Below are 23,829 nucleotides of genomic sequence, written 5' to 3'. Positions count from 1 at the left end.
GAGTGTCTCAAAGCGGTTCCCCGCTCAAAATCAATGCCTTAACTTAATGACATTGCGCTTTCGCGGACTTTTCTTTTTGCCTAAATTCTTGAATCAAGACTATTGCGTCTTCTTTTCATCGTTATTGTTGTTCTCGTTATTGCCGTTATTCTCATTGGTCTTTTGACTGACGCTAGAAGATGAAGCGGCTGACGAGCTCGAAGCTTGACTGGATGAAGATTGCGAGCTGGAGCTAGATGAACTAGAACTAGAGGCCGATGAGCTCTTAGAAGAGGATGAAGACTTAGATGAGCTAGAGGCCTTGCTTGAACTTGAGCTAGTCGTCACCGTGCTCGTTGACGTTGAAGTCGACGTGCTGGATGAAACATAGTCAGCATCAGTTGGAGCATGTCCCTTAACAAAGAGCTCCCAAGTGTAGGATTGGCCAGGTGAGGCCACTTCATCTTCAGTATTCTTCACGATCCGCTTTTTAACAACGGTTGACGGCTTGGTCCAGTCGGTGCTGGTCTGATCCTGCATCAGGTACTGCATCATGTACTTGTAAAGGAGCTGGGCCGAATATTGGCCAACGCCGGTGATTGTCCCGTCCTTTAGGTTGTCATAGCCGGTCCAGACCCCGATGGAGTACTGCTTGGTGTAGCCAACGAACCAGGAATCTTTTGGCGTTGAGCTGTAGCTTGGGTACTTAACCAGTTCATCGTCTGAATACTTAACCGTACCAGTCTTGCCGGCTGCATAGATGCCAGAGATCTTGGCTTCTGTACCGGTACCGCTAGAAAGAACGCCTTTCAGCATGTCGGTGATCATGTAGGCCGTTGACTTCTTCATCACCCGGGTACCAGATGAGCCGTACTTGCGAACTTGGCCGTCTGCCGTGACGAGCTTTGAAACAAAGTGCGGCTTGTGGTAGACCCCCATGGTGGCAAAGGTGCCGTAGGCTGAAGCCATCTGCAGGCTAGAGGCGTTAGCCCCGATCGCCGTTGACAAGCCAGCATTGGCGCTGACCTTGACGCCCATTTTTCTGGCAAAAAGGGAAGCGCGGGAAATTCCGACTTCGTTCAAGGTACGGACCGCTGGAACGTTCCGAGATTGAACCAGAGCGTAGCGCATGCTCATCGAGCCCATGTAGGTGTTGTCCCAGTCATAGAGCTGGACATTGGTCCCCGGGTAGGTGTACTTGGTATCTTGGACGATGTGGCTAGTCCCCCAGTTAAGGTATTCGATGGCTGGCGCGTAGTCTAAAACTGGCTTGATCGTCGAACCTGTTGACCGGCCGGTTTGGACGGCCCGGTCAAGCCCCAGCTGGACCGAAGGCAGGTGGCGGCCACCTAAGATGGCGATCACCTTACCAGTACTTGGCTCAATGACCGTAGCCCCGACCTGCATCTTTTTGCTTGAAAAGGCAACAGAGCCAGAATTTGCCAAAGAGTAAAGCTTGTTTTGGGCCTTTTGGTTGATGTTCAAGGTGATCTTTAAGTTGTCATTATAAGGATCGTAGCCATTTGCCTGAACTTCAGCGATGGCTTCCTTGATGTAGGCGTCGTCAATCTTGCGGAGCTTAGATTCAGTAGAAGTCTTGTGCGTTTTCAGGCCTTTTTGCACGTTTTCCGCCTTAGCTTTGAGATACTGAGCCTTGGTAATCTTCTTGTTGTCGTACATCGCCTTTAAGACCAGGTTCCGCCGGTAGGTTGCCTTCTTTGGGTAGAGGTATGGGTTATAAGCAACTGGTGCGTTGGGCATCCCGGCCAATAAGGCCAGCTGGGCTAGGTCCAGCTGCTTTAAAGACTTGCCGTAGTAATAGTTGGCTGCCGTCCCCATCCCGTAGGTCCCATAGTTCATGTATACCTTGTTAATGTAGAACTCTAAGATTTGGTCCTTAGAATATTCTCTTTCGACCTTCATGGCCAGCCAAGCTTCTTGGGCCTTTCTGGACAAGGTTCTTTGAGAAGCCGCCGTTGAAAAGACGGTCAATTTGACCAGCTGCTGGGTGATGGTGGAACCACCGGCCACGGTACTGGAACTCTTCACGTTGGTCAAGAATGAAGACAAGATTCTGGCTGGGTCAACCCCCAGGCTTTCAGAGTAAAAGCGCTTGTCTTCGATGGAAACAACCGCATCTTTCAGCTCTTGCGGTATGTTCTTGCTTTTAACATAAACTCTGGTTTCTGTCCCCAAAGACATGAGGAATTTGCCATCGCTGGTGTAAAAGCTGGAAGAACCTCCGCTTTGCAGCTGGGAGGTGCTGATGCTTGGCGCATCTTTAGCATAGTAGGCAAAAACGCCAACGCCGGTAACGATCAGCAAGAAAACGATCAAAAAGCACCATTTAATGATCTTGATAACAGGTCTTGCCTTGCTCTGCTTTTCGCTAGCGCGGCGCCGCGACATGCGGGTGTTCTTTTGCTTTGAATTGTTTGTTGCCATAGTTACTTCCTATCTGCAATTAGTTGGTCAACCGCCTCAAGGTAGGGCAGGGTTGGCCGGTAGCCACTCTTGATTTCGATTGAGCTCTTGACAATATCGCTTAAGGCCATGGAGCTCTTAGCGCCATTTTTCCATTCATGCCAAGCATCGATGACAAAAGAGGCTGGGGTAACAAAGTAGCGTCCCAGGGTCATAAAGCCAATAATGGCAAAGCAGATGCCGCCTTGGTCGAGGCAATTCTCCAGGTGAACGAGTTGGTGCTCATGGAAGTTCTTTAAAGGAAAAGACTTCTTGTTTTTCGTTTCCTTGGCCTCAAAGTCCAGGTAGTAGCCGCGGTAAACGCCATTGTAGTCAGTCGTTGAAGCCTGCCGGAAGTAGGCTTCGCGGATGACGGCGCGTGACCGTTTGGGATAATCGACTTTGACGATTTGAATCGGGGTTGGCTTTTTGTGGACAACAGCCATCTTTTGGGTCAGGTAAAACTGGTTGGATTCGTTGATCTGCTGCTCCAAAGTCATCCCCCGGTCAGAGAAACTGACCTCCTTGGGCGAAACTGGCTGCTTTTTCTGAAAGTCAGCTAAAGACGCCCCGGAGCCAGTTGGGTATTTAATCATAATTGATCACTCCTGAATGTCATTATAACAATAATGGGCGCATAAAACTAATTCTTTTGTTTTTAGCATGCTACAATTATCTAGTTAGAGAAAAAAGTGGAGCAAACTACAAGTGATGAGGTGAAAAAGAAAAGATGAGAAGACTTTGGATTACCGGTTACCGGAGCTATGAACTGGGGACTTTTGGCGACAAGGACCCCAAAATCACCGTGATCAAGTATGCTTTAAGGCAGCGGCTGACCGCCATGCTAGAAGAAGACCAGCTTGACTGGGTAATTACGGGCGGGCAACTCGGCGTTGAGCAGTGGAGCGCGGAAGTGGCCATTGAGCTTCGGGAAAAATACAACCTGCGCGTGGCCGTCATGCTGCCTTATATGGATTTTGGCTCCCGCTGGAGCGAAAACAACCAAGCCAAGCTCAACAACTTGAAAGCCAATGCCGACTTTTGTTCAGCGACTTCAATGGGTGGCTACAGCGGGGCTGGGCAGCTTAGGGAGTACCAGCAGTTTATGTTTAACCACACTGACCAGGCCCTGATGATCTATGATCCCGAATACCCGGGCAAGTCCAAATACGATTATGAAATGGTTCAGCACTATCTAGACCAGGGCAAAAGCGACTACCAACTAGATTTAATTGACTACTACGACCTGGAGCAAGCCGGGCGGGATTATGAAGAATCCTTGCGTGAGTGGTAAATTTTATACATTCTTTCTTTTCTAGTAGTCCCCTTTTTGGTAAAATTACTGTAGTACAAAGGAGTCTAGAAGTTAATGGCAGATTTAAACGATATTAAGCTATCCGCACAGGATATTTTAAAGAAGCAATTCAGAAGCAAGGTCAAGGGTTATGATCCAGATGAGGTTGATTCTTATCTTGATCAAATCATTGCTGACTATGAGACCTTCCAAGACATTATCGAAGATCTCTACGGCAGAATTGGCGAATTGCAAGGCGAAGTAATTCAAGCGAAGAAGGAAACTAAGGAGCAGCCTGCTGAAAAGACAGTTGAAATTCCAGCACCTGCCGCTCCCGCAGTTCCGGCTTCTGCAACGACTGAGCCTAAAGAAGAAGACGTAAAGACATACGTTCCAAGCTCACAAAGGCAAAGAGCGGACTTTTCACTTGATTCCAGCACTAGCAGCGGTGAAATTTCCACCAACATGGCGATCATTCAAAGATTGTCCACTCTGGAACGCAAAGTCTACAACCTGGAACAAAGAGTTTATGGAATTCAGGACTTACAAAAGTAGAAAAGTTTGCTATAATAAATAACGTTGCAGATTTTGAGCAGTCGCGGCTAGCTTTTGCTAGCTGAGGAAAGTCCACGCACGCACGGGCTGCGATGCCCGTAGTGATCGTATTCAGCCCAATAAGCTGGAGGAAGCTTAGCTTCACGGCGGAGAAAACGCTAAAGCCTTTGGCCATGCGCGAATATCCTGGAAGTGCCACAGTGACGAAGCAGGCGGGAAACCGACCTGGTGGAACGAGGTAAACCCTGCGAGCGTGCAACCCAAAAATTTGGTAGGGGCGTCTCAACTTAGGTAAATGAACTAAAAGTTGGACTACATCTGTAGAGATAGATGGCTGCTGAAGCTGTCGCTTAGCCGAGCGCCAGCGGAACAGAACGTGGCTTATAGAAATTTGCATGGCTAGAGTTGGACTTCTTTGGAAGCCCAACTTTTTTTATTGATTTGACAAAAGAGCCATTCTGTAAAGCAAGAAAAAATTTAGTTACTAGTAAAAGAAAGACGAAAGAACATGGAAAAATACCAATTATACGCAACCATGGGGTCAGGCTTTGAAGATGTCGTAGCCAAAGAACTCCACGCCTTGGGCTATGAAACCAGAACGGAGAAGGGGCGGGTCTTTTTTGAAGGAACGCAAGAAGACATTGCTCGCTGCAACTTATGGCTGAGAACTGCCGACCGGATCAAGATCCTCTTAAAGGAATTTAAGGCAACCGACTTCACCACCCTTTACGATGAAACTTACGCCTACGACTGGGCCATGCTCTTGCCGCCCGACGCTGCTTTCCCGGTTAAGGGCCGCAGCGTCCGCAGCAAATTGCACTCTGAGCCTGACGTGCAGCGGATCGTGAAGAAGGCGATCGTCGACAAGATGTCTGACCAGTACAGAAGACGGGGCGTCTTGCCAGAAAATGGGACGCTCTACCAGCTGGACATCCACATCTACCAAGATAAGGCCAGATTGTCTTTGGACACGACCGGCGATAGTTTGTTTAAGCGCGGCTACCGGATTGAGCACGGGGGCGCGCCTTTGAAGGAAAACTTTGCGGCATCCTTGATCAAGCTGACCATCTATGACGGCACTCACCCCTTCATTGATCCCATGTGCGGGTCCGGCACCTTGCCAATTGAAGCGGCTATGATTGCCAAAAATATTGCGCCAGGTCTTAAGCGCGACTTTTCTTTTGACAAGTTTGACTGGTTTGACCAAAAAATCCACCAAAACTTGGTAGAAGAAGCCAAGTCCTTGCAAAAACCGGCGGAAGCCCCAATCTGGGCCAGTGACATCGACCAGTCCATCTTGGAAGTGGCCAAGCTGAACGCCCATAACGCTGGCGTTTTGCAAGACATCCGCTTTAAGCAAGTTGCCGTCAAGGACTTTAAGACCGACCTGACTAATGGCGTGATCGTGTCTAACCCGCCATACGGTAAGCGGCTAAAGGACCAGCAGGGTGCAGAAGCCCTCTATGAACAAATGGGCGAAGTCTTGAAGCCGCTATCTAGTTTTAGCCAGTACTACCTGACGGCGGACCAAAAGTTTGAAGACTTTTACGGAAAAAAGGCCAACAAGAAGCGGAAGTTCTTCAACGGTAACTTGCCGGTAATCTTCTACCAATACTGGGCTAAGTGGAACTAGTACTAAAAGACAAAATAATCAAAAAGATCGACAAATAAAGATGAAAGTAATCACAGATAAGGTCAGTCCTGAATTTTGGCTCTTGTCAGATCCGCATTTAATCGCAGACAGCCTGCACGACTTTGGCCCCCGCTTTGAGCAAATGCGGGCAACGAGTGCGGGGAAGGACATTGCCTATCAAGAAACGGCGCTGATGGCATTTGTTAGAAAAGTCGTCAAGGAAAAGCCAGATGCCGTCGTGATCACGGGCGATTTAACCTTTAACGGGGCCAAAGCATCTGCCAAAAAGTTTGCGGAGCATTTGGCGCCGCTCAAGGATGCCGGTGTCGCTCTCATTGCCATCCCCGGCAACCACGACATTTTTGACGGCTGGGCTAGGCGGTTTGAGGCTGATAAGGAATACCGGGTGGATCAAATTAGCCCTAGCGATTGGCGCGAGATTTTTTCTGCTACTTACGATCTGGCAGCTAGCACCGATCCAAATTCGCTGTCATTTGCAGTCAACTTAAACCCGCACTGGCGCCTACTGTGCCTTGATTCCAATATCTATGGCCACCAGGAGTCCTATGGTCACCCCATCACTAGCGGAAACATGACCGATAGCGAGCGGGCCTGGCTGACGCAAGAGCTAGAGACTGGGCAACAAGCGGGCCAAGAGATGCTCTTTTTCATGCACCACAACCTCTATGACCATAATTCGGTGGTCCATGACGGCTTTAAACTGAACAATGCCGCTGAGCTGTTGGCTCTTTTAAAAAAGTACCCCGTTCGCTGTGCATTTTCTGGTCACATCCATGCCCAGCACATCATGGCCAAGCAGGTTGCCATTCCAGAAATCGTCAGCTCCTGTTTTGCTGAAACCGACCAGGGCTACGGCATAGTTAAATTGGACAATAAGCAGCTTGACTATCAGCGCTATTCTTTTGACATCGACAATTATCTGACTGAGCAAGAGAAGAAGGCTTATCCCTTTAATAATTTTCATTCCTATTTGGAAAAAGTCTTTGACGGAGCCAATGACCAATTGATGGATCACTTTTTGACTTTTGATGGGACTGAAGAAGGGCAAGAGGCGGTTGCACTGCTTAAAAAGCTCCACTGGAACTTTTTCACTGGGCAGGGAAATCTGACGCCAGCAGAGTTGGCAGCTTTAAAAAAGTCTGCCCCATATCAGAAATTGATCCAAATGGGGCCAAATCTGCGCTGGTATTTAAATTCTTTGACTGAAAGTCAGGAATCCAGTCAAGAGCTAACACTTAGTTGGTGAAAATCCGATCGATTTTTTTGGATTTTTTAACAAAAATCAGAATCTGTTAAAATAGCCGAACGATTTCAAGATAATTAAAGAATATTTTTCGTAATTGTCGGAATTTGTCTCGGTATTTGTTATAATCAGTCTTATCTAGTACAAGGAGTTTTTCATGAAGAAGCATTTAGTCTTTTTGGGGAATTTGGGAGTAATCTACTACAGTTGGTTCTTCTGCCTTTTGTTCTTGGCAATCATTTTTTGCCTGGAAGGGAGCCAGTACGTCAACTTGCCGATGATCATTACTTTCGTTCTCTTTGGGATGTTGCTGATTTATACATGGCTGACTTCTTATGTCTCTTTGGGCGAGAAAATGGAGCTCCACTTGCCATTTAGAAGGGCGATTGTTCTAGAAAAGAAACCTAGCCTGGTCGGCAGCTGGAAATGCTTTGCCGTTTACCGGGCCAAGATTTCGCGGCATCACAGTTTAGATTATCTGGTTATCAGTAGAAAGCGTGACAAGAATGGTTAAGACTGACATTGAAATTGCACAAGAAGCTAAGGAATTGCCAATTACCGAAATTGGTGCAAAGCTTGACCTTAATTCAGACGATTTAGAAGCATATGGCAAGGACAAGGCCAAAGTCAATTGGCAGGCCATCAAGAGAAGCGAAGAAAACGGCCACTTGGGCAAGCTGATCTTGGTAACTTCTATTTCCCCAACTCCAGCCGGTGAAGGCAAGTCCACGATGACCATCGGGATCGGGGATGCCATCAACAACCAGCTCGGCAAAAAGACTGTGATCGCCTTAAGAGAACCATCCATGGGCCCGGTCTTTGGCATGAAGGGCGGGGCTGCTGGCGGCGGCTACGCTCAAGTGATCCCAATGGAAGACATCAACCTCCACTTTACCGGTGACATGCACGCCTTGACTTCTGCCATCGACAACCTGTCAGCCTTAGTTGACAACTACATCTACCAAGGCAACGAACTTGGCCTGGATCCAGAAAAGATCGTAATTAAGCGCGGCTTGGACGTTAACGACCGGACCCTGCGCAAGATCACCATTGGCCAAGGCTCCAAGTTTAACGGGGTTGAACGCCCAGCCAGCTTCCAATTGACGGTTGGCCACGAACTGATGGCTATCCTTTGCTTGTCCAAGGACATCCTGGACCTCAAGGAAAGAATCAGCAAGATCTTGGTAGGCTACACTTACGACGATGAACCAGTTTACGTTAAGGATTTGGGCTTCCAAGGCGCTATTGCCGCCCTTTTGTCAACGGCTTTGAAGCCAAACCTGGTGCAAACTTTGGAACACACCCCAGCCTTTGTGCACGGCGGTCCTTTTGCCAACATCGCCCACGGCAACAACTCCATCATCTCAACCAACTTGGCCCTGCACCTCAGCGACTACGTATTGAGTGAAGCCGGCTTTGGCTCAGACCTTGGCGGGCAAAAGTTCCTGGACTTCGTGTCAACTAAACTAGAAAAGAAGCCAGACGCTGCTGTTGTTGTGGCTACTGTCCGGGCCCTCAAGTACCAAGCTGAAAAGTCAACCGACCACTTGAAGGAAGAAAACTTAGAATCTCTCAAGGAAGGCTTTGCCAACCTTGACCGCCACATGAACAATGTTCGTTCATACCAAATCCCAGTTTTGGTAGTCATCAACAAATTCCCAACCGACACCGAAGCTGAACTGGACCTGCTCAAGTCCATGATTGAAGCTCAAGGCTTCCCAGTAGAAATCGTCACTGCCCACGACGACGGTTCAAAGGGTGCCAAGGCTGCTGCAGAAAAAATCGTCGAATTGGCTGACAATAGCGACTACGAGCTCGTTTCAAGCTATAATGAAGATGATGACTTAGTAACCAAGATTGAAAAGGTTGCTAAGCGGATTTACCATGCTGCCGATGTTGAATACAGCGATAAGGCTAAGCGCGACTTAGACAAGCTGCAAAAGATGGGCAAGGACCGTTTGCCAGTTATCATTGCCAAGACTCAATACAGCTTTAGCGACAACGCTAAGGAACTTGGCGCACCAACTGACTTCACCTTGCACGTCAAGAGCCTCAGCCTGCGTAACGGTGCGGGCTTCGTCGTCGTTTCAACCGGCCATATTTTAGACATGCCAGGCTTGCCAAAACACCCAGCAGCCCTGGATATTGATGTGGACGAAACCGGGAAGATCAGCGGTTTGTTCTAGAAAAGAGGAATATGCAAGTAATTGGATTAGTAATTGCGGCCTTAATTGCGGCTGCTGACCAAGGGTTAAAGTATTATATCGCCACCAACTATCAGATTGGCGAAGTGCATGACGTCATGCCGGGGCTTTTTTCTTTCACTTACGTGAAGAACAATGGTGCCGCTTGGAACGTTTTGTCTGGGCAAATGTGGCTTTTTTACGTGATCAGCCTGATCGCCATTGCCGTGGTTTTGTATTTTTACTTTAACAAGAAATACAGTCACTGGATGTTTAAGACCGGCTTGATCTTTACCTTGGGCGGGATCATCGGCAACCTGATCGACCGCCTGCACCTGAAGTACGTGATCGATATGATTCAGCTGGACTTCGTGCAGTTTAACATTTTCAACTTGGCCGACTCCGCCATTACCGTGGGCGTTGTGCTAATCTTTTGTTACTTGCTATTCATCGAAAGGGAGGATTAGGGATGGCAGAAAAAGTTGAGCTGACCGTTGACCAGGCTGGCTTGCGCCTAGACAAGTACCTGGCAGAGCGGATTGACTTATCTCGCAGCCGGATCAAGGACCTGGCTCAAGAGGGTCAAGTCTTAGTCAATGGCAAAAGAGCTAAGGTCTCTTACAAGGTGGAAACTGGTGACCAAATCGAAGTCAACATTTTGCCACTAGAACCCCTAGACCTGGAACCTGAAAATATTCCCTTAGATATCGTATATGAGGACGACGACGTCATTGTGGTCAACAAGCCCCAAGGCATGGTCGTCCACCCCGCAGCAGGACATCCTAACCACACGCTGGTGAATGCCCTGCTTTACCATACCCGGGATTTGGCGGATAGTCCGGAAGGTTTCCGGCCAGGCATCGTCCACCGGATTGACAAGGATACGTCAGGCCTGCTGATGGTGGCCAAAAATGCCAAGGCAAGAGAGTCCCTAGAAGCCCAGCTAGCGCAAAAGTCCAATAAGCGAATCTACCTGGCTATTGTCCACGGCAATTTTGCCGAAAAAGGCGGGACTATTGATGCCCCAATTGGCCGCAATCCCCGTGACCGCAAGCAAATGGCTGTGGTTGAAAATGGTAAGAATGCCGTAACCCACTTTAAGGTTTTAGAGCAATATCCGGGCTACAGCCTGATTGAGTGTCAGCTGGAAACCGGCCGCACCCACCAAATCCGGGTGCACATGGCCTATATCGGCCATCCCTTAGCCGGCGATCCCTTATATGGGCCCAGAAAGACCCTGCCAGGCCATGGTCAATTTTTGCATGCCCAAACCCTGGGCTTTGAGCAGCCGACCACTGGTCAGTGGCTGGAATTTTCAGTTGAGCCGCCAGAAATTTTTCAAAAAACGGTGGCCAGCTTGCGGGAGAAGATGAAGTAGAGAATGAAACGTTACTTAATTTTGGAGGACGGGTCCTCTTATAAGGGCGACGGCATCGGGGCCGCCATCACGGCGACCGGCGAATTAGCCGTCCAAACCAGCAACTACGGCTATCAGGAAGTCCTGACTGATCCCGCCAACGCTGGCAAGATCATTGTTTTTACGACACCGATGATCGGCTCAAACGGGATCAACGCGGTGGATTACGAAAGCATGCAGCCCAGCGTGAAGGGCGTCATTGCTAATGACGTAGCCTTAAACATCACGGATAATGACAACTTCCAGTCTTTGGCGGACTTTTTAAAAGAAAAGGGCGTACCAGCGATTTTCAACGTGGACACCCGGGCCCTGGTCCGGAAACTGCAAAAGCAGGGGTCCATCAAGGCCTCGATCATGGATACCGATGACGCTCACGCTTTTGACCAGATTCGGGCTTTGGTTTTGCCCAAAAATAAGAGTGCCCTGGTCTCGACCAAAAACGCCTATGCGGCGCCAAACGTGGGCAAGACGATCGCTGTCATTGACCTTGGCCTCAAGCACACCATGCTCAGAGAATTGTCCTTAAGGCAGGTTAACGCAAACGTCTTGCCTTATAACGCCGAAGTCCGGGACTTAAAGAGCCTGCGGCCAGACGGGATCATCGTCTCCAACGGCCCTGGCCAAACGCAAGAAGTCATGCGCTATTTGCGCAAGATCCTGGACGCCTACTTGGGCAAATTGCCGATTTTGGGAATTGGCCTGGGCTTTTTGGCGATCGCGGACTATCTGGACATGACCCTGGTCGATTTGCCTCAATACCAAAATGGGACCAACTTCCCGGTGATCAGTCAAACAGAAGGGCAGATCTGGCAAACGGCCATGAATATTGGCCAACTGGTCTTGCCTGATGATGCCCAGCTGACTTTTAACGAAGAATATTTTGACCTCCATACCGAGCTCTTAGCCGGCTTTACCAACGAAAAGCTGAAGCTGATGGCGGTAGCCTTTAACCCGGAAGGGGCACCTGGCGCTTTAGATGGACGACTGATTTTTGATGATTTTCTGAAACTGGTGAAGTAATGCCTCGCGAAAATGAATTAAACAAAATTTTGATTATTGGATCAGGCTCTTCCCTTGCTGGCAACGTGGCCAATACCGACCTCTTGACCAAGAGCGCCATCCAGGCACTGATCGAGGAAAATATCCAAGTGGTCCTGGTCAACCCCAATCCGGCCAGCGTTTCCACCGATCCGGTGCCAGGCTTAACGGTTTACCTAGAGCCCATGACCCTGGACTTTTTGAAGCGGATCTTGCGGATGGAAGAGCCCGATGCCATCATGACAGCCTTTGGGTCACTCACTGCCTTAAACGTGACGAAAAAACTGCAAGCGGACGGAATCTTGCACCAGATGGGGATCCGGATTTTAGGGACCAATGACTTAGGCATCGCTATGGCCAACCCGCAAAAGCGGGCCCATTTTTTGGCTAACCACCACTTGCCAATCAGTCAAAGCTGGACCTTGGATGGCTTAGCCTTAAAAAATGACGAGCACCTGCAAGAGCAGCTGGATAACAAGCTGGATTTCCCGATTCTCTTAACTAAAAAATTCCTTTTTGAGCGCAACCAGCACATCAGCTTTAAGACTAGTTTTGACCTGGCCAAGTACCTGCGCAGCGAATTTAAGGACAAGGACTTTCATTCAAGCGACTACCGGATGAGCGAAGACTTGTCGAGCTGCGAAGAAGTCATCATTGACTTGATTCGCGACGAAGCGGGCAACATCGCTTTTGTCGGCGCCACTGGCTCCTTAGAGCCAGTCGGGATTGATTCCGGCGATTCGGTTTTGATCAAGCCGCTGTTAACTGTTAACAACGACCAGATGCAGGTCCTGCGCAAAGATTGCCGGCAGATTGCTGAAGCACTCAAGCTGGTCGGCTTTTTAAGCGTGCACTTTGCCATTTCCCACCACGAAGCGCAGATGCACCGAAAGGTCTTGGCGGTTAAGGCGAGAATCACCAAGACGGCGATTTTTGACCAAAAAACCAGCCTGTATTCAATCGGCTACATCTTGGCCAAGGTGGCGATTGGCTACCACTTAAACGAGATCACTGATCCAGCAACTGACCTCTGTGCGGCGATTGAACCAGTTTGGGATGCCGTCAGCATCAAGATTCCTTACTGGTCTTTCTCTAAAACTGGCTACAATCACTACCAACTGGGCAAGAGAACCCAGTCCACGGGGGAAGCCGTCGGGATCGGGCGGAACTTTGAGAGTGCCTTTTTCAAGGCACTGATTTCGTCAAACGACCTGGAAGTCATGTGGAATGCTTTTATCAAAGAGCGATCCAAGAGCGAAGAGGAGATCCTGGATGACTTGGCTCATCCAACTGAGCTCCACCTCATTCAGCTTCTGGCGGCATTAAGCGAAGACATTGACTATCAAAAAATTTCAGCCGTCTTCAATATCCACCCCGTTTACTTCCAAAAGCTGAAGTACCTGGTAAAAATCGCTCATGATATTGCCCATGCCAAGGAGCTAGACCATGACCTCTTGATGAAGGCCAAGATCCGCGGCTTTTCCAGCGACTTGCTGGCAAAACTGACCCAGATGGACGTTCACGACATCTTCCCGCTCTTAGCTGAGAAACAGGTTCACCCAGGCTTTTTGGCCATTGACAACAGCGCTGGCGTCTACCAGCCCAAGGTCAAGGTCTACTACCAGGGTTACGGGACGGAAAACGAGCTCAAGCTGGACCAGGCTAAGAAAAAAGTTTTGGTTTTGGGGATGCCGCCTTTTCAGGTATCTGTCACCAGCGAATTTGACTACATGCTCTATCATGCCCTGGAAGCCTTAAAAGAAGAAGGCTACGAGACGGTGCTTTTGTCCAACAACGACGAGTCCGCCTCGATGGACTATTCTTTAGTCGACCGGGTCTACTTTGAACCGATCAACCTGGACTCCATCATCACCATCTGCGAAGAAGAGAGGATTACGGATGTTGTTACCCAATTCTCAGGCAAACAGGTTTCGGCCTTAAGAGTGCCTTTGATGAGTCACGGGCTGAAGATTTTTGGCCAGCATGACATCTCCAAGCTTTTGCCAATCAGTCACCTGGATACCAGCAAGGTTTCTGATGTTAAAAGGGTGCCATACCTGGCCAGCAGCGACTACCAGGCGGTCTTAAGCTTTGCGGAAAAAGTGGGCTACCCCGTTTTGGTAGGGGGCTACCACCAAAAGAACAAGCAAAAGGCCGCGGTCGTTTATGACCTGCCAGCCTTAGAAAAGTACTACCGGGAAAACCAGGTGGACCACTTCACGATTTCGCAGTTTATCACGGGGACCAAGTACGAAATCACCGCCATCACCGATGGCACGGACGTGACCATCCCGGGGATTGTCGAGCACCTGGAGCAATCGGGGTCGCATGCTTCTGACTCGATTGCTGTTTTTGGCCCGCAATATCTGGCCAAAAAGCAGGGTGAAAAGCTCAAAGAAGAAACAATCAAGCTGATTCGCTCCTTCAAGATCCGGGGGATTTTTAACCTGCACTTCTTAATTAGAGATAACGAGATCTACCTCCTGCAGATTAAGACCTACGCTGGGCACAACCTGGCCTTCTTGTCCAAGTCGATGAAAAAGGACCTGGTCAAGTATGCAGTGAAGGTATTGGCCGGGCAACAGATCAAGGATTTAGGCTATCCAAACGAGGTTTGGCCAGTTGATGAGCTGATCCATGTCAAGATGCCGGTTTTCTCTTACCTTAACTACAGCTCTGACAACACCTTCGACTCCAAGATGAAGTCCTTTGACGCGGTGATGGGCAGGGACAAGCAGCTGGCTAAAGCTCTTTACAAGGGCTATGAGGCCAGCGACCTTCATATTCCAAGCTATGGTACCATCTTCTTCTCCGTTTCTGACGAGGAAAAGAATGAAGTTGCTAATTTGGCCAAGCGCTTTGCTCGCTTAGGCTTCAAGATTACGGCAACGGAAGGGACGGCCAATATTCTGGCCGAAGCCGGCATTACCACTGGCGTCATCGCCAAGATCCAGGAAGGTTCGAGAAACCTTTTGGAAAGAATCAGATCCCACCGGATCGTGATGGTGGTCAATGTGGTCAACCTGTCAGATTCCGCGGTAGAAGACTCGATCAAGATCAAGGACCAGGCGCTCAATACTCACATTCCAGTCTTTTCTAGTCTGGAAACGGTCCAATTGATCCTGGATGTCTTAGAATCCTTGGCCCTGACTACTCAGCCAATTTAGAGTATGGTATACTGAATTTGTCAGATTAACTTTTTATTATTAAAAGCCTGATTATCTTATTTAAGATTAATCAAGTGCCGATAATTAAATAAACTAGTTTTTGATTAGTGAGATTTTTTACTAGGAGGGCTCCAAATGAGAGCGATTTTGACAACGGTTGGCCAAGACAAGACTGGGATCGTGGCTGGCGTGAGCGGCTTTTTGGCAGAAAAGGAAATTAACATCCTGGACCTGTCACAAACCATTTTGAACGGCTACTTCACCATGATGATGGTGGTGGACGTGCCAGATGACGCCGACTTCACGGCTTTAAGCAACGAACTTACGGACCTGGGCAAAAAGTTAGGCGTTGAAATCAACATCCGGAACGAAAAGATGTACGCAGCCATGCACGAACTGAGCGGAGGCCTGGAATAATGGACTTACGGCGAATTATGGAAACGGTCAATATGATCGACAACGAAAACCTCGACCTGCGGACGACCACGATGGGGATTTCCTTGCTTGATTGTATTGATTCAGACAGCGACAAGGCTTGCCAAAAGATTTACGACAAGATCACGACGAAGGCTGAAAACCTGGTTAAGGTGGCCAAGGACCTGGAAACTGAGTACGGGATTCCGATTGCCAACAAGCGGATTACGGTAACGCCAATTTCCTTGATTGCGGCTGCTTCTGGCGACAGCGACTATGTCAAGTACGCGGTTACCCTGGACAAGGCGGCTAAGGCGGTCGGCATCGACTTAATCGGCGGTTTCTCTGCCTTGGTCCACAAGGGCTACCAAAATGGCGACCGGGTGCTGATCAAATCTATTCCAGAAGCCTTGAAGGCTACGGAACGGGTTTGCTCCAGCGTTAACGTTGGTTCAACTCGGAGTGGGATCAACATGGATGCTGTCAAGGAAATGGGTCAAATCGTTATCGAAAACGAAAAAATTGATCCACTTAACAACGGCAACCTGGTGATCTTCTGCAACGCGGTGGAAGACAACCCATTTATGGCGGGCGGTTTCCATGGCGTTGGCGAAGCAGACGTTGCCTTAAACGTCGGCGTTTCTGGCCCAGGCGTCGTTAAGAAGGCGCTGGAAAAGGTGAAGGGCGAATCCATGGACGTGGTCGCCGAAACCATCAAGCAGACCGCCTTTAAGGTTACCCGAATGGGGCAACTGGTTGGGCAAGAAGCTTCTAAGCGGCTTGGCGTTGACTTCGGGATTGTCGACTTGTCCTTGGCCCCAACCCCAGCTCAAGGCGACTCTGTGGCCAACATCTTGGAAGAAATTGGCTTGGAAAGCGTTGGGACCCACGGGACGACTGCAGCTTTAGCCATGCTCAACGACGCCGTTAAAAAGGGCGGGATCATGGCTTGCTCCCATGTTGGCGGTTTGTCAGGTGCCTTTATCCCTGAATCAGAAGATGCCGGCATGATTGCCGCAGCAGAAAAGGGCATCTTGACCGTTGACAAGCTGGAAGCCATGACTGCTGTTTGCTCAGTCGGTTTGGACATGATCGCTGTTCCTGGCGATACGCCGGCTGAAACCATCAGTGGTATGATTGCTGACGAAGCAGCCATCGGGATGATCAACAACAAGACGACTGCCGTCCGGGTCATCCCAGTGCCAGGCAAGGACGTGGGCGACTCCATCGAATTCGGTGGCCTCTTTGGTTACGCCCCAATCATGCCAGTACACAAGGAATCAAGTGCGGCTATGATTAACCGCGGCGGCCGGATTCCTGCTCCAGTTCACAGCTTCAAGAACTAGTAGATGATGTAATAAATATGTGTTAGGAAGAAAAGAGTAAAAGTAAGGAAATAGAAAGATGAAGAGAAAAAATAAGCGAGTAATTCGGCTTGCATCAATTGCCTTGATGTCCGCCGGATTATTTGGCGTCTCAGTAAATAAAGTTCAAGCTACGGATGATCATGAGGGGCCGAAGGTTGAATCGATAACCACAGATAAAAAAGAAGCAAAACCTGGTGATACGGTTCATTTTGTAGCAAAAGTAAGTGATCAAACTGGTACCAAAGAACTAACGCTTCAGTTGCTAAATGGATCAAATTTCAAATATATCCATATGACCAAAAAGGACGCAAATACCTTTGAGGGAGACCTAAAAGTAGACGATTCTTTCGCGAATGGGAAATATAATATATCGGTATCTGACGTTACTGATGACCTTGGTAATATTGGCTTTGGTGTTGGAGATTTTGGAAATTTAAATATCACTGGTGGAACAGATGACCATGAGGGACCAAAGGTTGAGTCAATAACCATAAATAAAAAAGAAGCAAAACCTGGTGATACGGTTCATTTTGCAGCAAAAGTAAGTGATCAAACTGGTACCAAAGAACTAACGCTTCAGTTGCTAAATGGATCAAATTTCAAATATGTCCATATGACCAAAAAGGACGCAAATACCTTTGAGGGAGACTTAAAAGTAGACGATTCTTTCGCGAACGGGGAATATAACATATCGGTATCTGACGTTACTGATGACCTTGGTAATATTGGCTATGGTGTCGGAGATTTTGGAAATTTAAATATCACTGGTGGAACAGATGACCATGAGGGACCAAAGGTTGAGTCAATAACCATAAATAAAAAAGAAGCAAAACCTGGTGATACGGTTCATTTTGCAGCAAAAGTAAGTGATCAAACTGGTACCAAAGAACTAACGCTTCAGTTGCTAAATGGATCAAATTTCAAATATGTCCATATGACCAAAAAGGACGCAAATACCTTTGAGGGAGACTTAAAGGTAGATGATTCTTTTGCAAACGGGAAATATAGCATATCGGTATCTGATATTATTGATGATCTTGGTAATATTGGCTTTGGTGAAATTCCAAATGACTGCTCCTTGTTTGTTTACTCCGATCCATCATATGACAATATTCCTGATCTTAAAGGTGTAACAATCTACACAAAAAATGAGACGGTTTCTAATACTTCCATTGATGGCGATGTTTACATTGCTCCAAATGCAATAGTCCATTTTAACAATGTAAAAGTATCTGGAAAAATCTACGTATTAGGTGGGTTGTATGCTAATTCGGTTTCTGCTGATAGTCTTTACTTCTTAAATATGACAATTGGTGGATATTGGTTCAGTAACTTATCCAACGGACAGGTTATTTTGTCAGGAAACACTAGCATTAGTAATTTTATCGCTCAAACTTACCCGGTTGAGAATATTCCCTACCAAATCACTGATGGTACTCCTGTAAAAATTATTGATGGGAAGCTTAACCTAAAAGGCGTATATGCAAACATAGCAGATGCATATTTAAACGATCATAAGATTACACCACTAGAAAATGGTAAGTTTGTCATTAAGGACCTCGATGTCGGTGATGCTGACAAATTAACCTTGAAGTTTGTAACTGTCTTTGGGAACACTATTGAATATAATATTCCATCAGAACAATATGTTACTGGAAAAGATGGTAAAACTGATGCAAAGCCAGTTATCAAATCTAGTGATATTAAGGTGCATGTTGGTGATAAGATTAATTTTAAAGATTACGCTTCAGCAACAGATAAAGAAGACGGCGACTTAACATCAAAAATTAAAATTGATAGTAGTGACGTTAATACTGAAAAACCAGGGAATTATAGTGTTGTATTCTCGGTAACTGACAAAGATGGTGCAACCACTACTAAGAAAGTGTCCGTAGTAGTTGAAAAGTCTACACCAAACTATAAAACTCCTAGCGGTTTGAAAAGTACTTATGGATCTAAGCTTTCCAGCATCTCATTGCCATCTGGTTTCAAGTGGGACAATCCTGACACAACTTTGGACAAGGTTGGTCAAGCTACCTACACTGCAACGTATGATCCAGATTCTTCTAAGTACAATGCGGTAAAGAATATCAAGATCACTGTTGACGTAGCTAAAGCCAACACAAGTTACACCACTCCAACTGGGTTGAAAGGTACATACGGCACTAGACTTTCTAGCGTGTCATTGCCATCTGGTTTCAAGTGGGACAATCCTAATGCTACCTTGGACAAGGTCGGTCAGGCTACCTACATTGCAACGTATGATCCAGATTCTTCTAAGTACAATGCGGTAAAGAATATCAAGATTACTGTTACTGTTGCAAAGGCTAAGCCAGTTCCTCCTACAGTGAAGACTTTGAATGCTAAGTCAGGGGCTAAATTATCCAGTCTTAAACTTCCAGCAGGATACAAGTGGGTGAACGGGAATACAGTTCTTAAGACCATCGGTACACAAGCTTATAAGGCAATCTACAACCCCGATAGTTCTAAGTATGAATCAATTACTATCAACTTAGCTGTCAAGGTAACAAAGTCGAGTTCCAAGAGTACTAAGCCAGGTAAGAAGCCTAAGGCAACCAAACCAAAATCTAAGAAAGTAAAGACTAAGAAGTCTAAAAAGATTTCTGTAGCACCAACTTTTATTCTTAAGCTAAAGTCCGGCAAAAAGTCCTTTGTCGTAACTTGGAAGAAGGCAAAGGGGGCAAGTGGTTATCAAGTTCGTTACACTTACAAGAAGAACCTCAACACCGCGAAAGCCCACAACGTTAAGTCTCTTAAGTACTCAGCTAAGAAGTTGAAGTCTAAGAAGAAGTACTATGTTCAAGTTCGGACTTTTAAGAAAGTTTCAAACAAGACATACTACGCTGCCTGGTCAAAGATCAAGTCAGTTAAAGTGAAGTAACCAAGCAAAAAGGGTAAGCACTCAAATGAGTTGCTTACTCTTTTTTGCATACATATCTCTGATTGTAAAAGTACGCGGAAATCCGCTAACAGCCTACTTAGCCTTTTTCGCCATAATCTCCTCGGCTTCTGGCGTCACCTCAATCGACTTTTGGCCAGTGTAGATGACAAAGCCAGGCTTGGCGCCGTTAGGCTTTTTGATCCGCTTGACTTGAATGTAGTCAACTGGCACATGGGCTGAGTTCTTGGCTTTAGAGAAGTAGGCTGCGATCTCAGCTGCTTCTTGGATGTCACTCTCTGTTGGATTAGGATCTTCCAAAATGCAGTGAGAACCTGGAATATTTTTAACATGGAACCAGTAGTAGTTCTTGTCCGCCTTCTTCAAGGTCAGCCAGTCGTTTTGCAGGTTGTTTTTCCCAACCAAAACCGTCTTGCCGGAGGTCAGCTTGAACTTGTGCAGACTCTTTTCGGTCAATTTCGGACGTCTGCGCCGCTTTTGCTCTGGCTTCAGGTAACCTTGGGCGATCAATTCTTCCTTGATAGCTTCAACGTCTTCTGGCTCGGCATTGTCAATTTCGGTTTGCACCGAATCCAGGTAGTGCAAGGTTGCTTCCGTAATCTCGATCTGCTCGTTGACGTGCTTGATTGAATCCCGCATCTTCTTGTAGCGCTTGAAGTACTTTTGAGCGTTTCTTTGAGGCGAAAGCGCAGGATCCAGTTTGATGGTCATCGGCTTGTTTTCTTCATAGTAGTTAGGCAGGTCGATCTTTTCCATCCCTGGCTTAACTTGGTTGAGGTAGGCTGTCAGGAGTTCACCGCTGATTCTGAGGTCTTCCGAATTTTCGGCGCTGTCTAACTGTTTTTCCAGCTTCTTCAGCTTTTTCGACAGCTTTTTGGTCTCATTTTTAACCACGCGCTCAACCTGCTGGGACCGCTGCTTGACCCAGTCTCGGTTAGCCTGGTAGGAATAAAAGTCATCTAGAGCCTTGTTTAAGTCGCTGTCAGAGCTCTCCAGGGTCATGTCCAGGTGGTAGGGGAGGTAGGTATAGATCCGCCGCTTGTGCTTGGGCGTGAGCAGCACGTAAGCCTTAGGCCGGTCAAAATGGCTGTAAAAAGTCTTGAAAGACTCATAAGAATAGTCGTCCTCCAGGTAGCCAGTCAGTTCCTTCCGGTCATCCCCGTCCAAACCATCCATTTCCTTGGCAAAAGCAGCTGGTTCTGGATACTTTTCCTTGAGCTGGTCAAATTCCTTTTCCGTCAAGGTAAAACCATTGATGCCCGGCGTCAGCGGCGGCAGTTCATACTTGGCCTTAGGCAAAAGCAATCTTGCCCGGTTTTCGTCGGGGTTGATCCGCTTTAAGAGGTCAATGATCTTGCCGCTGCCGGCGTCATAGAGGATGACGTTGGAGTGCCGCCCCATCAGTTCAACCGACAAAACCAGGTCCATTTCATCCCCCAGTTCATTTCGGTTAGAAAAAGAAAAGTTGACGATCCGGGAGAGGCCAACTTGGCTGATCCCTTTTAAGACAGATCCTTCCAAGTATTTTCTCAGCACCATCACAAACAAAGGCGCCACGTCTGGGTTTGAAAAGGATTCTTTGGTGAGGTAGAGGCGGGGATATTCCGGATTTGCCGAAATCAGAAGTTGCTGGTTCTTGCGTTTTTTTCTAAAAACTAAGACCAGGTCGCTATTAAAAGGCTGGTAAATCTTGGAAAGTCGTCCCTCAATGAGCTGGTCTGATAAATCTGTTAATAAGCTATGAATAAATAAGCCGTCAAAGGCCATTTGCAGCACCTCACTTGCATAATTGTCTAAAGAATAATTTTAACAAAAATTACTGAAAGCGTCTAGAAATCCACTGCCTTCGCACACTCATTCCTATACGTGTATAGAGAACCTTAGTTTTGATTAGTTTCTTCTTGCCTCATATGTTATAATTTTCTTATTGACAATAAAAGACGGAAGGACTAGCAATGAAAATCGCTTTAGTTACTGATAGTACAGCTAACCTGTCTAAAGAAGAAACTGAAAAATATAACATTAACGTTTTACCAATTCCCATCTACATCGACGGGAAGGAATACTTAGAAGGGATCGACATCGATTCCGAGAAGCTGTTTGAAACCCAGCGTAACGGGGCCGGCTTCCCATCCACTTCTCAGCCAAAGATGGGCGACTTGATCACAACTTTTGACCGCTTAAAGGGTGAAGGCTACGAAGCCATCATCTACATCTGCCTGTCTAGCGGGATTTCTGGCTCCTACAATACCTTGATGGGCATCGCTCAAAGCAATCCTGACTACCACCTGTACCCAATTGACTCCAAGATCACCATTCGTCTGATGGGCTACCAGGTTTTGACGGCGGCAAGAATGATTGAAAAAGGCACTTACACCCCAGAAGAGATCGTAGCCAAGGTCGAAGAAGTGCGAGACACGATCGATGAACTCTTTGTCGTTGACGACTTAAATAACTTGAGCCGTGGCGGTCGTCTATCTAATGCTGCTGCCTTTATTGGCTCCATCTTGAACATCAAGCCACTTTTGACCTTTGATGGGCCAGACATCGTGGCTTATGACAAGGTGCGGTCCATGAAGCGGGCAGTCAAGAAGATTGAAGGCGAATCCATCGACAAGATGAAGACCTGCGGCATCCCTGAAGAAAAGATGCGGATCTTGATCATCCAATCAAATGACGCCAAGCAAGCCGAGGACGTTTTAAATGACATCAAAGCGGAATTGCCAAACGCAGTTTACGAAATGGATGAATTTGACCCAGTGGTTGCCGCATATCTTGGCGAAAAATCTCTGGGGATTACCTGGATGATCGACTCAGAGCAGCTGGAATTCTAATAAAAAAGAAGCTCTAATGAGCTTCTTTTTCTTTGCGATTTTTTCTTAGAATCCAAATTTACTTGTGGTTCAAAAAGCGGACCCGGGTCACGGCTGGAATCTTTTCCAGGTTCTCGACTACTTCTTTTTGCTTGTCATGGTCAATCTCATCGATGTCGATCATGGTGTAGGCGTACTTGCCCTTAGCCTTGTTGACCAGGTTTTCGATGTTGATGTCTTGGCCGGCCAAGTAGGTTGAGATCTGCCCGATCATGTTTGGAATGTTTTGGTGGATCAGGGTAATGCGATGGTCGCTGTCAAAGGGAGCTTGAACGTCAGGCAGGTTGACTGAGTTCTTGATGTTCCCCGTTTCCAAAAATTCGATCGTTTCTCTAGCGGCCATCCGGGCACAGTTGATTTCCGCTTCAATGGTTGACCCGCCGATGTGGGGCATGATGACCACGTCGTCGCGGTTCAAGATCACGGCATCGCTGAAGTCGGTGTAATACTTGCCCAGGCGTCCTTCATCCAAGGCTTCCACAACCGCCTTGTTGTCGACGATGCCCAAGCGTGAGTAGTTCAGCAAAATCGTGCTTGGCTTCATTTGAGCGATCTTAGCGTCAGCAATCAAGCCAGTGGTTTCTTCGTTCTTTGGCACGTGGACGGTCACAAAGTCAGCGTCCTTTACCGCGTCAGCGATGCTATCAGCCCGCTTGATCTTGTCTGACAGTCTCCAGGCAGCGTCAACGGTGAGGTATGGGTCATAGCCCACAACTTTCATCCCCAGATCCAGGCAGGCGTTGGCAACGAGGGAGCCAACGTGACCTAAGCCGATAACCGCAACCGTCTTGCCCAAGAGTTCCGTCCCGTTGAAGCTGGTCTTTTCCTTTTCTGTTCTCAAGGTAATGTCGGCGCCTGGAGCGGCTTGGGCTGACCAGTTAGCCGCAGCAATAATGTTCCGGCTGGCAATGATCATGGTCGCAATAACCAGTTCCTTAACGGCATTGGCGTTGCCGCCGGGAGTATTGAAGACAACGGTCCCGTTTTCTAGGGCCTTGTCCAAGGGGATGTTGTTAAAGCCGGCGCCGCAGCGAGCGATGGCCTTCAGGGCCTTTGGAAATTCATGGTCGTGGAGGTCGACTGATCTAATCAGGTAGGCGTCAGCTTCGTCAGTTTGGTTGATGCGGTAATTGTCGCCGAATTCGGCTAAACCTTGCTTGGCAATGGCGTTGTAAGTCTTAATTTGGTACATGTTCTAATCCTCGTTTTCTGTTTGTTTTTTGTATATTATTTTTAGTAAAAAATCTATCTAAGTCTTATTG

The 23,829-nt window shown here is 47.5% G+C and carries 18 protein-coding genes and 1 other RNA gene; 15 read left to right on the top strand and 4 right to left on the bottom strand.

What is annotated here, in order from left to right; translation table 11 throughout:
• Window positions 1-99: 99 nt before the first annotated feature.
• Both ACI4WN_RS07320 and recU read right to left on the bottom strand, forming a co-directional pair.
• A complete protein-coding gene (locus ACI4WN_RS07320) occupies window positions 100-2,424 on the bottom strand; it encodes a PBP1A family penicillin-binding protein (RefSeq protein ID WP_439777621.1) in 2,325 nt (774 codons plus the stop codon).
• Between the two features lie 2 nt (window positions 2,425-2,426).
• Window positions 2,427-3,038 carry a Holliday junction resolvase RecU gene (gene recU / locus ACI4WN_RS07315; protein ID WP_439777620.1) on the bottom strand — a complete coding sequence of 204 codons (612 nt, stop codon included), beginning with the start codon at window positions 3,036-3,038 and terminating at the stop codon, window positions 2,427-2,429.
• 134 nt (window positions 3,039-3,172) lie between these two features.
• Here recU and ACI4WN_RS07310 point away from each other — a divergent pair, with 134 nt between their 5' ends.
• From ACI4WN_RS07310 to ACI4WN_RS07245, 14 genes are all read left to right on the top strand, one after another.
• Window positions 3,173-3,736 (top strand): DUF1273 domain-containing protein, encoded by a 564-nt coding sequence (locus ACI4WN_RS07310; RefSeq protein ID WP_439777619.1) that lies wholly within the window; start codon window positions 3,173-3,175, stop codon window positions 3,734-3,736.
• A gap of 75 nt (window positions 3,737-3,811) precedes the next feature.
• Window positions 3,812-4,291, top strand: a complete 480-nt coding sequence (locus tag ACI4WN_RS07305) for a DivIVA domain-containing protein (RefSeq protein ID WP_439777618.1) — start codon at window positions 3,812-3,814, stop codon at window positions 4,289-4,291.
• 29 nt (window positions 4,292-4,320) lie between these two features.
• An RNA gene (gene rnpB, locus ACI4WN_RS07300) (RNase P RNA component class B) lies at window positions 4,321-4,680 on the top strand.
• A gap of 119 nt (window positions 4,681-4,799) precedes the next feature.
• Window positions 4,800-5,924: a THUMP domain-containing class I SAM-dependent RNA methyltransferase gene (locus tag ACI4WN_RS07295; RefSeq protein ID WP_439777617.1), complete on the top strand. Its 1,125-nt coding sequence runs from the start codon at window positions 4,800-4,802 to the stop codon at window positions 5,922-5,924.
• Between the two features lie 40 nt (window positions 5,925-5,964).
• Window positions 5,965-7,191 (top strand): metallophosphoesterase family protein, encoded by a 1,227-nt coding sequence (locus ACI4WN_RS07290; RefSeq protein ID WP_439777616.1) that lies wholly within the window; start codon window positions 5,965-5,967, stop codon window positions 7,189-7,191.
• 154 nt (window positions 7,192-7,345) lie between these two features.
• Window positions 7,346-7,702 carry a hypothetical protein gene (locus tag ACI4WN_RS07285; RefSeq protein ID WP_439777615.1) on the top strand — a complete coding sequence of 119 codons (357 nt, stop codon included), beginning with the start codon at window positions 7,346-7,348 and terminating at the stop codon, window positions 7,700-7,702.
• Complete coding sequence (locus ACI4WN_RS07280; protein WP_439777614.1) at window positions 7,695-9,374, top strand: formate--tetrahydrofolate ligase; 1,680 nt, start codon at window positions 7,695-7,697, stop codon at window positions 9,372-9,374. Before ACI4WN_RS07285 ends, ACI4WN_RS07280 begins: the two co-directional genes overlap by 8 nt.
• An 11-nt stretch (window positions 9,375-9,385) precedes the next feature.
• Window positions 9,386-9,838, top strand: a complete 453-nt coding sequence (lspA, locus tag ACI4WN_RS07275; protein ID WP_439777613.1) for a signal peptidase II — start codon at window positions 9,386-9,388, stop codon at window positions 9,836-9,838.
• A gap of 2 nt (window positions 9,839-9,840) precedes the next feature.
• Window positions 9,841-10,749, top strand: a complete 909-nt coding sequence (locus tag ACI4WN_RS07270) for an RluA family pseudouridine synthase (protein ID WP_439777612.1) — start codon at window positions 9,841-9,843, stop codon at window positions 10,747-10,749.
• Between the two features lie 3 nt (window positions 10,750-10,752).
• Entirely contained in the window at window positions 10,753-11,808 is a 1,056-nt protein-coding gene (locus tag ACI4WN_RS07265; RefSeq protein ID WP_439777611.1) for a carbamoyl phosphate synthase small subunit, read from the top strand.
• Window positions 11,808-14,993, top strand: a complete 3,186-nt coding sequence (locus tag ACI4WN_RS07260; protein WP_439777610.1) for a carbamoyl phosphate synthase large subunit — start codon at window positions 11,808-11,810, stop codon at window positions 14,991-14,993. The genes ACI4WN_RS07265 and ACI4WN_RS07260 overlap by 1 nt, the downstream gene beginning before the upstream one ends.
• Window positions 14,994-15,128: 135 nt before the next feature.
• The gene (locus ACI4WN_RS07255) at window positions 15,129-15,410 is read left to right on the top strand and encodes an ACT domain-containing protein (RefSeq protein ID WP_439777609.1); all 282 of its coding nucleotides are present in this window, start codon (window positions 15,129-15,131) and stop codon (window positions 15,408-15,410) included.
• Window positions 15,410-16,753, top strand: coding sequence for a PFL family protein (locus tag ACI4WN_RS07250; protein ID WP_439777608.1), 1,344 nt, complete (start codon window positions 15,410-15,412; stop codon window positions 16,751-16,753). The genes ACI4WN_RS07255 and ACI4WN_RS07250 overlap by 1 nt, the downstream gene beginning before the upstream one ends.
• A gap of 58 nt (window positions 16,754-16,811) precedes the next feature.
• Window positions 16,812-19,676 carry an immunoglobulin-like domain-containing protein gene (locus ACI4WN_RS07245; RefSeq protein ID WP_439777607.1) on the top strand — a complete coding sequence of 955 codons (2,865 nt, stop codon included), beginning with the start codon at window positions 16,812-16,814 and terminating at the stop codon, window positions 19,674-19,676.
• Window positions 19,677-19,769: 93 nt separating this feature from the next.
• On the opposite strand, the gene ACI4WN_RS07240 is transcribed toward ACI4WN_RS07245, so the two are convergent.
• Window positions 19,770-21,461 carry an Rqc2 family fibronectin-binding protein gene (locus ACI4WN_RS07240; RefSeq protein ID WP_439777606.1) on the bottom strand — a complete coding sequence of 564 codons (1,692 nt, stop codon included), beginning with the start codon at window positions 21,459-21,461 and terminating at the stop codon, window positions 19,770-19,772.
• Between the two features lie 188 nt (window positions 21,462-21,649).
• Between ACI4WN_RS07240 and ACI4WN_RS07235 the strand changes: the two genes are divergently transcribed.
• Window positions 21,650-22,528, top strand: a complete 879-nt coding sequence (locus ACI4WN_RS07235; RefSeq protein WP_439777605.1) for a DegV family protein — start codon at window positions 21,650-21,652, stop codon at window positions 22,526-22,528.
• Window positions 22,529-22,586: 58 nt separating this feature from the next.
• On the opposite strand, the gene ACI4WN_RS07230 is transcribed toward ACI4WN_RS07235, so the two are convergent.
• A complete protein-coding gene (locus tag ACI4WN_RS07230; RefSeq protein WP_439777604.1) occupies window positions 22,587-23,759 on the bottom strand; it encodes a phosphoglycerate dehydrogenase in 1,173 nt (390 codons plus the stop codon).
• Window positions 23,760-23,829 lie beyond the last annotated feature (70 nt).

The sequence above is a fragment of the Lactobacillus sp. genome (genome assembly GCF_051893255.1).
Classification (GTDB): Bacteria; Bacillota; Bacilli; order Lactobacillales; family Lactobacillaceae; genus Lactobacillus.
This window is presented reverse-complemented; position numbering and strand designations above follow the sequence as displayed.